Genomic DNA, 15,306 nt, shown 5'->3' on the forward strand with positions numbered 1-15,306 from the left:
CAATAACCTGTTAAACTCAAGATAATAAGAACGTGCTTTAGCTATGATAATAATGCATTGTTATTGAAATATATTACCTAGAAAGAAAGGAAGGGATTCATTTGACACATGTATACACGAAAATGCATACGAGCGCGGATTTATTAAAAAGCACGATTCGGCTTGAACAATTGGTCCCTTTTTTACAAGAGCAAAATACTCAGGCCTGTGCAATAGTCAATTCGAAATTGTACGGGCTTTTGCCTTTTTGTAAAGCATTACAGCAAGCAAATATTCATGCTGTATTAGGGCTTTCGATAAACGTACAGTGGCAGGAAAGAAAGGTTCCACTTGTGTTGTATGCTCAGACACAAGAAGGCTATCAGCACCTTTTAAAGATTAGTAGTGCCGTTTCGATTAGGGAGGATGACGTACTTCCGTGGAAATGGCTGGAAGGGTATGCAACAGGCTGTATGGCATTACTTTCTTCTGATGATTTAGTAGAAATGGAGGATTGGACTGAAGTAGCGAGTGCTCTCAACAAGGTATTTGGTAAGCATTTATTTATGGGTATAGCAAGACCAGCAGGAATGATAGCCGAAAAAGAAGAATCGTATGTAACATGGTGTGAAACTGAGAACATAACGATGGTTGCCTCACAGAGCTGTTATTTTTTACGTCCAGAAGATCATTTTGCCTTTGAAGTTGCAAGAGCAATTGATACAGGTGAAAAGCTCACTGGTACAATGTTATCAGCGCATGTGCAAGGTTATTTCGCTCCAACAGCGGAAGAATGGCGAAGCTGGTTTGCGGATCACCCGGAATGGCTTGATGCTAGTGCTGCGATGTTAGCTAGCTGTACAGCGGAAATCCCTGAAATGCACGTGCAAATGCCTAAATTTCCTGTGCCAACAAATGAAACAGCCGAAAGCTTGCTTGTCAAAGAGGCATTTACAGGATTAGCAGAGCGTTTCAAGCAAACTGAAATCCCTCAAGTTTATCGGGAGCGACTTCAGTATGAGCTGGAAATTATTTGTTCAATGGGCTTTGCAGATTATTTTTTAATTGTTGCAGATTTTATGCATTTTGCTAAAGAGAACCGTATTTTAACTGGCCCTGGTCGTGGTTCATCAGCAAGTTCTCTTGTAGCCTATAGTCTATCTATTACACAAGTAGATCCACTAGTTTACGGCTTATTATTTGAACGATTTTTAAATCCTGAACGTGTCACACTACCAGATATAGATATTGATTTTGTCGACAGTAAAAGACAAAAAGTGATCCACTATGTCGCTCAAAAATATGGAAAATCAAATGTAGCGCAAATTATTACATTTGGCACATTATCTGCTAAGGCAGTTGCTAGAGATGTTGCCCGTGTCTTTGGTTTTGAAGCTGAAACATTGGAAAAAATTTCAAAAATGATTCCGAATAAACCTGGGATAACACTGCAAAGAGCTGTGGCCGAATCACAAGGCTTACAAGGCTGGCTAGCAGAGGATGAGCAGCATCGTCGCTGGTTAGAGGTGGCGTTAAAACTAGAAGGATTGCCAAGAAATTCTTCTACTCATGCGGCTGGGATTGTGCTAGCACCATCACCACTAGTTAATACGATACCGATTGAAGAGGGACATGATGAAATATATTGTACGCAATGGCCAATGGGAGATGTAGAAGCTTGTGGGCTTGTTAAAATGGATTTTTTAGGTTTGCGCAATCTGACAATATTAGAGCAGGTGCGTTGGTCAATTTATAAAGCAGGTGGCCCTTGGATAGAGTTTGAGCTTATACCAATGCAAGATGAAAAGACATTTCAGCTTCTTCAAATGGGAGATACATTAGGTATTTTTCAATTAGAATCTGAAGGTATGAAACAAGCTTTACGTGATATTCATCCAACCCATTTTTTAGATATAGTAGCAGTCAATGCGTTGTATCGTCCGGGCCCAATGGATTTTATTCCTGCCTATGCAAGACGGAAAGCAGGGAAGGAACCGGTTATTATGCCACACCCAGCGTTAGAGCCCATTTTACGGGAAACATTTGGTGTTATAGTTTATCAAGAGCAGATCATGCAAATTGCCTCGGTGATGGCTGGTTTTACGATGGGACAAGCGGATTTATTGCGTCGAGCAGTAAGTAAGAAAAATCGTCAAGTATTAGAGGAGCAGCGTGCCACATTTGTCAATGGAGCAATGAAGCAAGGCTTTGATATTCCTGTGGCGGAAGACGTGTATGCATTAATTGTGCGCTTTGCAGACTATGGTTTCCCTAAAAGTCATGCTGTGGCATATAGTGTTATTTCTTATCAAATGGCCTATTTAAAGGCACATTTCCCACTAAGTTTTTATGCTGCGTTATTATCAAATGCAACTGGAAATGTGGAAAAAATTCAACAGCTTCTGAGTGAGGCAAAAGAGAAGGGGATACCGTTTTACCCACCCTCATTAAAACATAGTACGAAATTTTTCACTGTTGAAAAGGACGGAGTTCGCTATAGCTTATCTGGAATAAAGGGTGTACCCTATACATTTATAGAAACAGTTAATGCCTTACGCCAAACGAATGCAGAAGCATTTAATAATTTATTTGACTTGGCAGTTGCTGTAAGCGCACAGCATTTTAAACCGAAAGTTATGGAGTCTTTAATTTTCGCTGGGGCTCTCGATTATTTGGACAAAGATCGTGCTATACTGATAGCGACATTAGAGGCAGCCTTGAAGCATGCTGAGTTACTACGACCAACTGACGATATTGATATCGAATCGGCTACTGCCTTTAGTTTTGGTAAGCCAAAGTATATGGAAGCGGAAGCGATGTCGCAAAAGGAAAAATTATTACATGAGAAGGAAAGTCTCGGTTTCTATATTTCGGCCCATCCAGTCACAGAGGAAAGAGCTTTTTGGAATGAAGTAAATAGTACGTGTCGAGAGTTAAAGCATGCACGTGAGGGAACGTATGTGAAAATAATTGGCATGATAGAAGAAGTGAAAAAAATACGCACAAAAAAAGGGGAGCAAATGGCTTTTGTTCAGCTTCAGGATGAATTTGGAACGGTATCTGTAACCTTATTCCCGCAGGTTTTTCATCTTGTTCAAGAGCTATTACTTGAAGATGAATTGCTTTATATTGAGGGGACGCTAGAAAGACGTTTTGGTAAGCCTCAGGTAAAAGTAAAACATGCACAAACGACAAAAAAAATATGAAATTAAAGAAGATTTTAGAAACTGCATAGATTATTATGCAGTTTTTTCTTTACTTTTTAACAGTTTTTTTGTAAGCTATAGTCAATGTTGAAAAGTGGCCAGACCACTTTTATCTTCATTCAGTAAAAGACTCCCACTTCTGAAGGTGGTGTATGAATGTGGATGTAGTTCCTTTTCAAAGGTATCCAAACAGCTACTGAATGAAGATAAAGCCTCCGGCGGATGTCACGGATTTTGAAAGGAATGAATTGTGCGGGCACAATTCAAAATCCGGACGCAATTACGCCAAGGCGAAATTGATTAAGAGGAGTTGATCGTATGGATACAAAAACCGAACAAAAGAAAGTGTTTTTAGAAATCGTCCAACAATTACGTCAACTTATTAAAATGGAAAAAATACAAGCTGGCGAAAAGCTACCTTCCGAACGAGTCCTTTCAGAGCGTCTAGGTGTCGGGCGATCCTCTGTGAGAGAGGCATTGCGAAGCTTAGAATTGTTAGGTCTTATTGAAACGAGACATGGTGGAGGTACGTTTCTAGCTTCCACACATAAGCATCAGCTCGTAGAAATACTGTCGATGTTTATATTAGAAGATGAAAAATCGAAAAAGGATGTCGAATTAACGCGACAAATTCATGAAATGGAAGCCATTCGCGTAATAAGTTGTACAGAGACTCTGCGAACACTACCTGTGTGGGACAGTTTTTTTGTAAAGCTAGAGATAGAAGGTACGATTAATTGTCGGGATGTTTTACGAGAAATATTAATCACGTCAGGAAATCGTCTTTCATTGAAAATCTGGTTTCAGTTAGCAGCTTATGATGGTGACCGTTTAAATCGAAACTCAACTGAAGATGAAAAATTAATCATTCAAACTATGTTGAAATCGATGCAGCTTGGCTATGAAAAAGAAGCATTTAAAGCTTACGAGCAGTGGATGAAGACTGTACAAAGCATTTAGACAACAAAGGGGGAGTCGAACATGGCAATACGCAGCTTATTTAGCAAAAAGAAAGATGACGGACAAGAAAAGGGATTTCCAGAAGGACTTATGACAAAATGTCCCGAATGCCGTCATATTCAATTAACGAAGGAATTAGAAAAAAATCATAAAGTATGTACAAAATGTGACCATCATTTCAAAATGACTGCCCAAGAGCGCGTAGCATATTTCTTAGATGAAGGGTCATTTGTTTCGATGGATGATCATTTACAAACAAGTAATCCACTTAATTTCCCTGCTTATGTAGAAAAAATTTCAGTGGATCAACAAAAAACGGGATTAAGCGAAGCTGTACTGACTGGGGTAGGTACTCTTGATGGAGAAGAAATTGTTGTAGCAATTATGGATTCTCATTTCCGTATGGGCTCAATGGGCTCAGTTGTAGGAGAAAAAATCACACGTGCCGTTGAAAAAGCTACTGAATTACGTGTACCGTTTATTATTTTTACTGCTAGTGGTGGAGCTCGCATGCAAGAAGGCATTCTATCATTAATGCAAATGGCGAAATCGAGTGTAGCATTAAAACGTCATAGTGATGAAGGATTATTGTTTATTTCTATATTGACGCATCCGACAACAGGTGGCGTTTCGGCAAGCTTTGCCTCTGTTGGAGATATTAATATTGCTGAACCACAAGCTTTAATTGGCTTTGCTGGTCGTCGTGTAATTGAAGAAACAGTTAGAGAAAAACTACCAAGTGATTTCCAAACGGCAGAATTTTTACTAGAGCATGGTCAGCTTGATGCAATCTTCCATCGAAAAGATTTACGAAACCAAGTAGCAATGCTTGTAAAAATGCATACGAAAGGCGGCGTGCAACATGTCTAAAAATTTAGCGTTTGAAGAACCAGTAGTACAATTACGTGAAAAAATTGATGAATTAAAAACAATTGCTGCCGATGCGGATGTAGACATGACAGGCGAAATCGAAAAGCTAGAAACACGCCTAACACAGCTAGAACAATCCATTTATGCCAATATGAAACCATGGGATCGTGTACAGGTTGCTAGACATCCAGAACGACCAACGACATTACAATATATAGAAGCTATGTGCGAAAACTTTATTGAATTACATGGAGATCGTACATTTGGTGATGATGCGGCTATTCTTGGAGGAATCGCTGTCTTTGAAGGTCAGCCAGTAACAATTGTTGGACACCAACGCGGAAAATCAACTAAAGAAAACATTCGTCGGAATTTTGGTATGCCACACCCTGAAGGATATCGTAAGGCATTACGCTTAATGAAGCAGGCTGAGAAATTTAAGCGCCCAATTATTTGTTTTATTGATACAAAAGGTGCTTATCCGGGTAAGGCAGCTGAGGAACGTGGTCAAAGTGAAGCGATTGCCAGAAATCTAGTCGAAATGGCGGGTTTAACAGTACCAGTAATTACTATCGTTATTGGGGAAGGCGGAAGTGGTGGTGCAATTGCATTAGGTGTAGCGAATCGTGTCTTTATGTTAGAAAACTCAACGTATTCGGTTATCTCACCAGAAGGGGCTGCTTCGATTTTATGGCGTGATGGTAGTCTTGCGAAGCAAGCAGCAGAAGCAATGCGAATAACAGCACCTGACTTAAAAGAGCTTGGCGTTATTGATGGGATAGTCCCTGAAATAACAGGTGGAGCACATCGCAATGTAGCGAAGCAAGCACTTTATATAAAAGAATGTATTAGTGACACTTTAAAAGCATTAAATTCTTTAAATAGCGAACAATTGATTGAAGACCGTTATGAGAAGTTCAGAAAGATCGGACAATATACAGAAGCTTAAATTCACATATTTTATGTTTTTTCATTAAAAGTGGTCAGTAACAAGAATTGTAAAGATTTTGTTAGTTAGTTGATTGGAGTGGAGACTGGGCAACTCCCTAGGGAAAAAATTGGAACGAATGTTGTATAGAAACGGAGGCTAAAAAACATCACGTCCTGTGATAACGCCTTCGTGACCAACGTCGTGTTCCCGCGCTCGTTTTCGCACAAAAACCATTTGTTGCTGTCGCTACGTTAACACTACGCTTTCGCACAGAAACCATTTGTTGCTGTCGCTACGTTAGCACTACGCTTTCGCACAGAAACCATTTGTTGCTGTCGCTACGTTAGCACTACGCTTTCGCCCGGAAACCATTTGTTGCTGTCGCTACGTTAGCACTACGCTTTCGCACAGAAACCATTTGTTTCTCTAAACGCTCATCGGATGCCCATGAAAAGCGTACAGGCGGAACGGAAATTAACAATAAACTATGATGAGGAAGCTAATTTGTGTCTTAGATTGATAAAAAGCTCTAATAACGGAAGAAGAAAACAGCGCAAAAATAACGCCAGACTTCTTGAAAAAATGTTAGATTTCGGATGTTTTTGTATGGAAAGAGTGTGTGAAAGCGCATTCTTTTTATTTTTTATGTAAAAGTTATGTTTTTGTAGCCTCAGAGCCCTTACATAGTTTGTTTTTTCATGTTAATGTGAATAATAATAGTATCTGCAGGAGGTTCGACAATGAAAAAAATTGCGGTATTAACAAGTGGTGGAGATGCGCCAGGAATGAATGCAGCTATTCGTGCAGTCGTTCGTAAGGCAGCATATCATGGAATTGATGTTGTCGGAATTAAGCACGGCTATGATGGCTTAATAAATGGAAGTATGGAAAATCTTGATTTAGGTTCAGTAGGTGGCATTATTCAACGTGGTGGTACACATTTAAATTCTGCAAGATGTCCTGAATTTAAAGAAGACGCTGTTCAGCAGCGAGGCATTGACAATATGCATGAAGCTGGCATTGAAGGACTCGTCGTTATTGGTGGCGATGGTTCCTACCGCGGTGCGATGGATTTAGTGAAGAAAGGCTTTCCTGTTGTTGGCGTACCAGGCACAATCGATAATGACGTACCAGGAACCGAGTATACTATAGGATTCGATACTGCACTAAATACGGTTGTGGAATCCATTGATAAAATCCGCGATACAGCAACTTCCCATGAAAATTCCTTTATCGTTGAGGTAATGGGGCGAGATGCAGGAGATATTGCATTATGGGCAGGTCTTGCAGCTGGTGCTGAAACAGTTTTAATTCCAGAAGAAGATTATAATTTGGATGACATTGTGGCACGCTTAGACCGTGGTGCAGCGCGTGGGAAAAAGCATAGCATTATTATAGTCGCTGAAGGTGTCATGTCTGGTAGTGATTTGGCAAAAATATTAAAAGAAAAAACAGGAAAAGAGACGCGTGTTTCTGTTCTTGGACATATCCAGCGTGGCGGCTCACCTACTGCACGTGATCGTGTTCTGGCAAGTCAATTTGGTGCTCATGCAGTTGAATTACTAATGGAAGGAAAGTCTGGCAGGGCGGTTGGTATCCGCAATCATCAGGTTATAGACTATGATATGCCTGAGGCTTTCGAAAAAAATCATGAGTCAGATGTAAGTTTATATACTTTAATGAAAGAACTATCAATATAATTTGGCATAAAACGGAGTGGGCAGAAAATGAGAAAAACAAAAATCGTATGTACAATTGGTCCAGCAAGTGAGTCACCAGAAACTTTAGAGAAACTAATTGAAGCAGGTATGAATGTTGCCCGCTTAAATTTTTCACATGGTTCTCATGAAGAGCATGAAGGACGTATTAATTTAATTCGCGAAGTAGCACAGAAATTAAGCAAGCCAGTTGGTATTTTACTCGACACAAAAGGCCCTGAAATTCGTACACATAATATGAAAAATGGGGAATTACATTTAGCGGCAGGGCAAGTGATTGATATCTCAATGACCGAAGTCGAAGGAACAGAGACAAGCTTTTCTGTCACATATGATCACTTAATCGAGGACGTTGAGCAAAACTCAATTATTTTATTAGATGATGGTCTTATTCAATTACGTGTATTAGCAACTGATATGGAAAAAGGTCTTATTCATACGATAGTTGAAAATGCAGGTGTCTTAAAAAATAAAAAGGGTGTTAACGTGCCAGGTGTTTCTGTACAGCTTCCAGGAATTACAGAAAAAGATGCCCAAGACATTCTATTCGGTATTAAGCAAGGCGTTGATTTTATTGCAGCCTCATTCGTTCGTCGAGCAAAGGATGTACTAGAGATTCGAGAATTGCTTGAACAAAATGGTGGTAGCCATATTCAAATTATCCCGAAAATCGAGAACCAAGAGGGTGTCGATAATATCGATGAAATCATCTTAGTTTCAGATGGATTAATGGTAGCACGCGGTGACCTTGGTGTAGAAATTCCGGCAGAAGAAGTACCACTTGTACAAAAGAAATTAATTTTAAAATGTAATCAAGTAGGTAAACCAGTTATTACAGCTACACAAATGTTAGATTCGATGCAGCGTAATCCACGTCCAACGCGAGCAGAGGCAAGTGACGTAGCAAACGCAATTATCGATGGTACAGATGCGATTATGCTGTCTGGTGAAACTGCAGCGGGACTTTATCCAGTAGAGTCTGTACAAACAATGAATAAAATCGCACAGCGTACAGAAAATTCATTAGATTATAAGGCGGTTGTCTCTACACGTAGTCGTGAAAAAGAGGCAAATATGACTGAGGCAATTTCTCAGGCAGTAGCTTACACTTCGATTAACTTAGGCGTGAAAGCAGTACTAGCACCAACAGAAAGTGGTAACACAGCTAGAATGATTGCAAAATATCGCCCAGGTGTACCAATTGTCGCTGTAACAGGCTCTGCCAATACAGCTAACACATTAACATTAGTTTGGGGTGTATACCCAGTTGTATGTCAACGTGTAACGACAACAGATGAAATTTTAGAGCTAGCTGTTGATGAAAGCTTAAAGCATGGCTTTGTAACACACGGTGATGCAGTTGTTATTACAGCGGGTGTACCAGTAGGTGAAGCAGGTACTACTAACTTAATGAAGGTACACATCATCGGAGATTTACTAGCCCGTGGTCAAGGTATCGGTAAGGCTTCAGTAGTAGGTAAAACAGTTGTTGCAAAAAATGCAGCAGAGGCACTAGCGTATGATACAGACGGATGCATTTTAGTAACGGTTGGTTCAGATCGCGATATGATGCCAGCAATTGAAAACTGCATCGGTCTGATTACAGAGGAAGGCGGGCTTACAAGTCATGCTGCGGTTGTAGGGCTGAGCCTTGGCATTCCTGTTATCGTCGGAGTAAAAGAAGCCACTACATTGATCCGCCACGATCAAGAAATTACGATGGATGCTGAAACTGGAGTTATATACAAAGGGCATGCAAGTGTTCTTTAACTTCCGGGTGGCCGCTGAAAGAAGTTATGGCCTTCGACGGATGTCACGGAATCGTAAAGGAATTCTTAGAGGATGTTAGCCTAAAATCATCGCATCCATGCGATAACAGCTAACTGACCTGCATCGTGCAGGCCTAAGCACAAAGCCGATTCCGGACGCAATTATGCCGAGGCATAATTGATTCTATAAAAAAGCTCTAGTGCAAATAATTGTACTAGAGCTTTTCTTATAATAAAGAAGTAAATAGCATTTTGCGGTTTTTCACCGAAATCTTAGCGTCGTCAACTCTTTAAATAGGGCTCATTGTTTTTTTATGAAACTAAATGGGCTATAATAACGTATAAAAGGTATAGCTTTTTTAGATAGGAAGGAGAAAAATATGCGAAAAATTTTTCTTGGTTTCATTGTCTACGCATTAGCCGAGTTGGCGTTATTAATAGTAATTGGTAAAAATATTGGTGTATTAAGTACACTATTGCTCATAGTTGCTACGAGTATTATAGGTATTTATATAGTGAAAAATAAAGGTATGAATTCTGTACAAAAGGTAAAAAATACGATAGCACGTGGAGAGGCTCCAGGGCCAGCTTTAATTGATACAGTGTTAAATTTTAGCGGTGGTGTACTTTTAGCATTACCAGGTTTTTTAACGGATCTTATTGGTTTATTACTACTCATGCCTTTTTCTCGTAAAATGTTCCAACCAGTCTTTTATTATTGGATGCGTAAAAAAATGAAAAAAGGTCAATTTATCATCGTTCAAAAATAGTATTTTCCTTTAGTTTAACCGCCAAAAATAAAAATACGGGGCTAAGTAAAATACCGTAAAAACCAAATAATAAAATAGAGGCAGCACTGATGAAAAAGGTATGGAATGTTCGCAATTGTAGCGTATTTGACCAAAGCATAGAATCAGCTAGCTGCCTTGTTAATTGAACGAATAGATACAAAAGTAAAATAGCCACACATAAAAAGGTATTTCCTTTTAAGTAAAAATAAAAGCTCATTGGCACAAGAAACACTCCGATGCCGAAGAATGGAAGTACATCTGCAAAAGCTACTATAAATGCTTTAATGATGGCTTGTTCAAATTGAAGAATCAAAAATCCCGCACAAAGAATGAGCAGTGTGATCGTGAATAGCTGAAACTCCACGAATATAAAGTAATGAAATAGTTGCATAATTTTAGAAAAATGTGACTGCCACTCATTGCGAAATTTTTTTGGCACATATTGAAAGAACCAATATCGAGATTTGCGAGTTTCTAATAGGGCGAAATAGTATGCGACAAGGAATATAAATACTTCAATTACATGCTTCATTAATAATTGGAAAATATTTGCTATATATACTAAGGTTGAATCGAATATAGAAAGTGATTTTTCCTTTAGGACTTGCATGAACATTGATTCATATTCATTGAAAAGTGGGAAATTTTGTAGTGTGTCTCGAATTTCAGGGAAGACAAGAATAATGCTGTTTATAGATATGATAACGAGAAGAAAAATGCAAGTTAGTATGAGTGCTTCCACAATAATTGCTGCAAGCCAATAGGTGATCCTACAATAAGAGTGAAGAAATTTTATGATAGGATACGTAGAAAAAGACAAGAAAATTGCAAGTGATACAGGCAATACGAACCAAAGTATTACCAAATAGAATATAAAAAATAAAATACTTGTAGTTCTTTCGTATGAAAAATATTTAATATTCCTCATTTTAACAAATTCACCCCTTTTCAAATAATGAATCAATGTCAAAAAATGCAAAAGACTCTCTTTAAAGCGTATATATAATCGCTCGATCGCCTTTTTCTTTATTCGGAGGATTTTCATTCACAAAGCTGTCAAAAATGATTATAATAGCAATGTAAGCGATTTACTTAATGGTTCATATGAGCAAAAAACGTAAATGTGACCTACAAAATGCATTTACAACTACAAAATATAAATATGAGGGAGCGATAATTTATGTCAGCAACTAAAGGTTTAGAAGGTATCGTAGCAGCGGAATCTAAAATCAGCTCAATCATCGATGACACACTTACATATGTTGGTTACAACATTGATGATTTAGCAGAGAATGCGTCATTTGAAGAGGTAATTTATTTATTATGGCATACTCGTTTACCAAAAGCGGACGAGTTAGCTGAATTAAAACAACAATTGGCGGACAACATGTCTATTCCGCAAGCAATTGTAGACCAATTCAAAACGTACCCACTTTCAACTGTACATCCAATGGCTGCACTACGTACTGCAGTATCTTTACTTGGTGTATTCGATGACGAAGCGGATGTTATGGATCCAGAAGCTAACTACCGTAAAGCTATCCGTTTACAAGCTAAGATTGCTACAGTAGTTACTGCATTTGCGCGTGTTCGTAAAGGTTTAGAGCCAGTTGCACCAAAACCAGAATTAGGATATGCAGCAAACTTCTTATACATGCTTAAAGGTGAAGAACCAGCAGCAATTGAAGTTGAAGCATTCGACAAAGCATTAGTATTACATGCTGACCACGAATTAAATGCATCTACATTCACAGCACGTGTATGTGTAGCTACATTATCAGATGTTTATTCTGGTGTAACTGCAGCTATCGGTGCATTAAAAGGACCACTTCATGGTGGTGCAAACGAGCAAGTTATGAAAATGTTAACTGAAATTGGCTCACTTGAAAACGTTGAATCTTATATTCAAAATAAATTAGACAACAAAGAAAAAATCATGGGCTTCGGTCACCGCGTATACCGCAAAGGCGACCCACGTGCACCACACTTACGTGTAATGTCACAAAAATTAACTGAGTTAACTGGTAAACCAGAGCTTTATGAAATGTCAGTTAAAATCCATGACATGATCGTAGAACAAAAGAAATTACCTGCAAACGTAGACTTCTTCTCTGCGTCAGTGTATGATTCTTTAGGTATTGATCATGACCTATTCACACCAATTTTCGCAGTATCACGTACTTCTGGTTGGGTAGCTCATATTCTAGAGCAATATGCTAACAACCGCCTAATCCGTCCACGTGCAGAGTATGTTGGACCAGGTATGCAAAAATATATTCCAGTCAGCGAGCGCTAATTTGGAAAATATGCTAGAATATTTGGGACTGTGTTACCTATAACACAGTCCTATGATTATGAATTTAGGAGGCAACAGCAATGTCAAACAAAATTGTAGTTGAAAATGGCGTACTTAATGTACCAAACAATCCGGTGATTCCTTTCATCGAAGGTGACGGAATCGGTCCAGATATTTGGGCTGCAGCATCACGCGTAATCGACGCAGCAGTAGAAAAAGCTTACAACGGTGAAAAGAAAATCGAATGGTTAGAAGTTTTAGCTGGTGAAAAAGCATTCAACCAAACTGGTGAATGGTTACCACAAGAAACTTTAGACAAAATTAACGAATACTTAATCGCAATCAAAGGTCCTCTTACTACTCCAATCGGTGGTGGTATCCGCTCTCTAAACGTAGCATTACGTCAACAGCTTGACCTATATGTATGCTTACGTCCAGTACGTCACTTTGATGGAGTACCTTCTCCAGTTAAACGCCCAGAAGACGTTGAAATGGTTATCTTCCGCGAAAACACAGAAGACATCTACGCTGGTATTGAATTCGAATCTGGTTCAGAACAAGCACAAAAAATCATCAACTTCCTACAAACTGAATTTGGTGTTAATCAAATCCGCTTCCCAGAAACTTCTGGTATCGGTGTAAAACCTGTATCTAAAGAAGGTACTGAGCGTTTAGTACGTTCTGCTATCGAATATGCAATTAAACATAAACGCCCATCTGTTACTTTAGTACACAAAGGTAACATCATGAAATTCACTGAAGGTGGATTCAAAAAATGGGGTTATGAATTAGCTGAAAAAGAATTTGCTGATCAAACTTTCACTTGGAATCAATATGATGCAATTAAAGCTGAACAAGGTGAAGAAGCAGCAAACAAAGCGCAAGCTGACGCTTTAGCAGCTGGTAAAATCTTAGTTAAAGATTCTATCGCTGATATCTTCTTACAACAAATCTTAACTCGTCCAACTGAGTTCGATGTAGTAGCTACAATGAACTTAAACGGTGACTATATTTCTGACGCATTAGCTGCACAAGTTGGTGGTATCGGTATCGCTCCAGGCGCAAACATTAACTATGTAACTGGACACGCGATCTTCGAAGCTACTCACGGTACAGCTCCAAAATATGCTGGTCAAGATAAAGTAAACCCATCTTCAGTATTACTTTCAGGTGTATTAATGCTTGAACACTTAGGATGGCAAGAAGCAGCTGACATGGTTACTAAATCTGTAGAGAAAACAATTTCTTCTAAAGTTGTAACTTACGACTTCGCTCGTTTAATGGACGGCGCTAAAGAAGTAAAATGTTCAGAATTCGCTACTGAATTAATCAAAAACCTATAATTTTCTATTCTAAAAATAGAAATTATAGTTAAAGCGGAAGTATATTCTGCCGATATAATTAGGGTGAAATGTAAATTTCTATTGACCTTAGCTTAATAAAATATTTACGATGAACTTGTTTAATCGAGGGAGGAGAATTTATTCTCCTCCCTTTTTTAATTTCTTTCAGTGGGTGTTTAAACAACCGCTGAAAGAAGCCTCCGGCGGATGTCACGGAATCGGAAAGGAGTGCTTTGTGCTTGCACAAAGCCGATTCCTGACGCAATTATGCCGAGGCATAATTGATTATAAAACCTAATTTTAAAGGAGCGTATTCGAATGTCTCTGAAACGAAAAAAAATCTCAGTAATCGGTAGCGGTTTTACTGGCGCTACTGCAGCATTTTTAGCAGCTCAAAAAGAACTTGGTGATGTAGTGTTAGTGGATATCCCACAAGCTGAAAACCCAACAAAAGGTAAAGCTCTAGATATGTGGGAAGCTGCACCAGTGCAAGGCTATGATTCTTATGTTAAAGGTACTTCCAATTATGCGGATACTGCAGATTCAGATGTAGTAATCATCACTGCTGGTGTTGCTCGTAAACCAGGTATGAGCCGTGACGATCTTGTTCAAATTAACCAAGGTGTTATGAAAGCTGTTTCCAAGGAAATTGCGAATTACTCACCAAATGCAACAATCCTCGTTCTTACAAACCCAGTTGATGCAATGACTTACACTGTTTACAAAGAAACTGGTTTCCCTAAAAATCGTGTAATCGGTCAATCAGGAGTTCTTGATACGGCTCGTTTCTGTGCGTTTGTTGCTGAAGAGCTTAATATCTCAGTAAAAGACATCACTGGTTTTGTTTTAGGTGGTCATGGTGATACAATGGTGCCACTTACTCGTTACTCATTCGCGGGTGGTATTCCATTAGAAACATTAATCCCGGCTGATCGTCTTGAAGAGATTGTTGATCGTACACGTAACGGTGGTGCTGAAATCGTTAACCTCCTTGGTAATGGTTCTGCATATTATGCTCCTTCGGCGGCACTTATTGAAATGGCGGAAGCTATCATTAAAGACCAAAAACGTATACTTCCATCTATCGCATACTTAGAGGGCGAATATGGCTACAATGATTTATATTTAGGTGTTCCGACATTACTTGGAGCAAATGGTATCGAAAAAATCTTCGAACTTGAATTAACAGACAATGAAAAGGCAGCTTTAGATAAATCGGCAGAGGCTGTCCGCGACGTTATGAAAGTTTTAGCTTAATAAAAGTTTATGAAATCGAGTGGGATTCATTCCTACTCGATTTTATGTTGTTGAAAAACTATTATGTCAATGAAATTAAAGTGTCATATTAATTAAAGTATGACTCTTTTGCAAAGCGAGTGGCGTGGAACGGAAATCAACCCCACGTTTTGGTAGTAAACTTTTATCAATTTCGCTTTGGTGTAA

At 38.9% G+C, this 15,306-nt stretch carries 11 protein-coding genes; 10 read left to right on the top strand and 1 reads right to left on the bottom strand.

What is annotated here, in order from left to right; translation table 11 throughout:
• Positions 1 to 101: 101 nt before the first annotated feature.
• The 7 genes from dnaE (at position 102) to AN161_RS00370 (ending at position 10,203) form a co-directional block, all read left to right on the top strand.
• Positions 102 to 3,185: a DNA polymerase III subunit alpha gene (gene dnaE, locus AN161_RS00340; RefSeq protein ID WP_053592387.1), complete on the top strand. Its 3,084-nt coding sequence runs from the start codon at positions 102 to 104 to the stop codon at positions 3,183 to 3,185.
• 318 nt (positions 3,186 to 3,503) lie between these two features.
• Positions 3,504 to 4,145, top strand: coding sequence for a GntR family transcriptional regulator (locus AN161_RS00345; RefSeq protein WP_053592388.1), 642 nt, complete (start codon positions 3,504 to 3,506; stop codon positions 4,143 to 4,145).
• Positions 4,146 to 4,166: 21 nt separating this feature from the next.
• The gene (gene accD, locus AN161_RS00350) at positions 4,167 to 5,015 is read left to right on the top strand and encodes an acetyl-CoA carboxylase, carboxyltransferase subunit beta (protein WP_053592389.1); all 849 of its coding nucleotides are present in this window, start codon (positions 4,167 to 4,169) and stop codon (positions 5,013 to 5,015) included.
• Complete coding sequence (locus AN161_RS00355) at positions 5,008 to 5,964, top strand: acetyl-CoA carboxylase carboxyltransferase subunit alpha (RefSeq protein WP_053592390.1); 957 nt, start codon at positions 5,008 to 5,010, stop codon at positions 5,962 to 5,964. Before accD ends, AN161_RS00355 begins: the two co-directional genes overlap by 8 nt.
• Positions 5,965 to 6,686: 722 nt before the next feature.
• Positions 6,687 to 7,646: a 6-phosphofructokinase gene (gene pfkA / locus AN161_RS00360; protein WP_053592391.1), complete on the top strand. Its 960-nt coding sequence runs from the start codon at positions 6,687 to 6,689 to the stop codon at positions 7,644 to 7,646.
• Positions 7,647 to 7,673: 27 nt separating this feature from the next.
• On the top strand, positions 7,674 to 9,434 hold the full coding sequence (gene pyk / locus AN161_RS00365) for a pyruvate kinase (protein WP_053592392.1): 1,761 nt from the start codon (positions 7,674 to 7,676) through the stop codon (positions 9,432 to 9,434).
• Between the two features lie 379 nt (positions 9,435 to 9,813).
• Complete coding sequence (locus AN161_RS00370; protein ID WP_053592393.1) at positions 9,814 to 10,203, top strand: FxsA family protein; 390 nt, start codon at positions 9,814 to 9,816, stop codon at positions 10,201 to 10,203.
• Here AN161_RS00370 and AN161_RS00375 read toward each other — a convergent pair.
• Positions 10,187 to 11,152 carry an AI-2E family transporter gene (locus tag AN161_RS00375; protein WP_075807141.1) on the bottom strand — a complete coding sequence of 322 codons (966 nt, stop codon included), beginning with the start codon at positions 11,150 to 11,152 and terminating at the stop codon, positions 10,187 to 10,189. The genes AN161_RS00370 and AN161_RS00375 overlap by 17 nt on opposite strands.
• A gap of 252 nt (positions 11,153 to 11,404) precedes the next feature.
• Here AN161_RS00375 and citZ point away from each other — a divergent pair, with 252 nt between their 5' ends.
• From citZ to mdh, 3 genes are all read left to right on the top strand, one after another.
• Complete coding sequence (gene citZ / locus AN161_RS00380; RefSeq protein ID WP_053592395.1) at positions 11,405 to 12,520, top strand: citrate synthase; 1,116 nt, start codon at positions 11,405 to 11,407, stop codon at positions 12,518 to 12,520.
• Positions 12,521 to 12,600: 80 nt separating this feature from the next.
• Positions 12,601 to 13,863, top strand: coding sequence for an NADP-dependent isocitrate dehydrogenase (gene icd, locus AN161_RS00385; RefSeq protein ID WP_053592396.1), 1,263 nt, complete (start codon positions 12,601 to 12,603; stop codon positions 13,861 to 13,863).
• Positions 13,864 to 14,181: 318 nt separating this feature from the next.
• Positions 14,182 to 15,120: a malate dehydrogenase gene (gene mdh, locus AN161_RS00390; protein WP_053592397.1), complete on the top strand. Its 939-nt coding sequence runs from the start codon at positions 14,182 to 14,184 to the stop codon at positions 15,118 to 15,120.
• Positions 15,121 to 15,306: the final 186 nt, after the last annotated feature.

Origin of the sequence: Lysinibacillus sp. FJAT-14222, from assembly GCF_001278875.1 — a bacterium.
Classification (GTDB): Bacteria; Bacillota; Bacilli; order Bacillales_A; family Planococcaceae; genus Lysinibacillus; species Lysinibacillus agricola.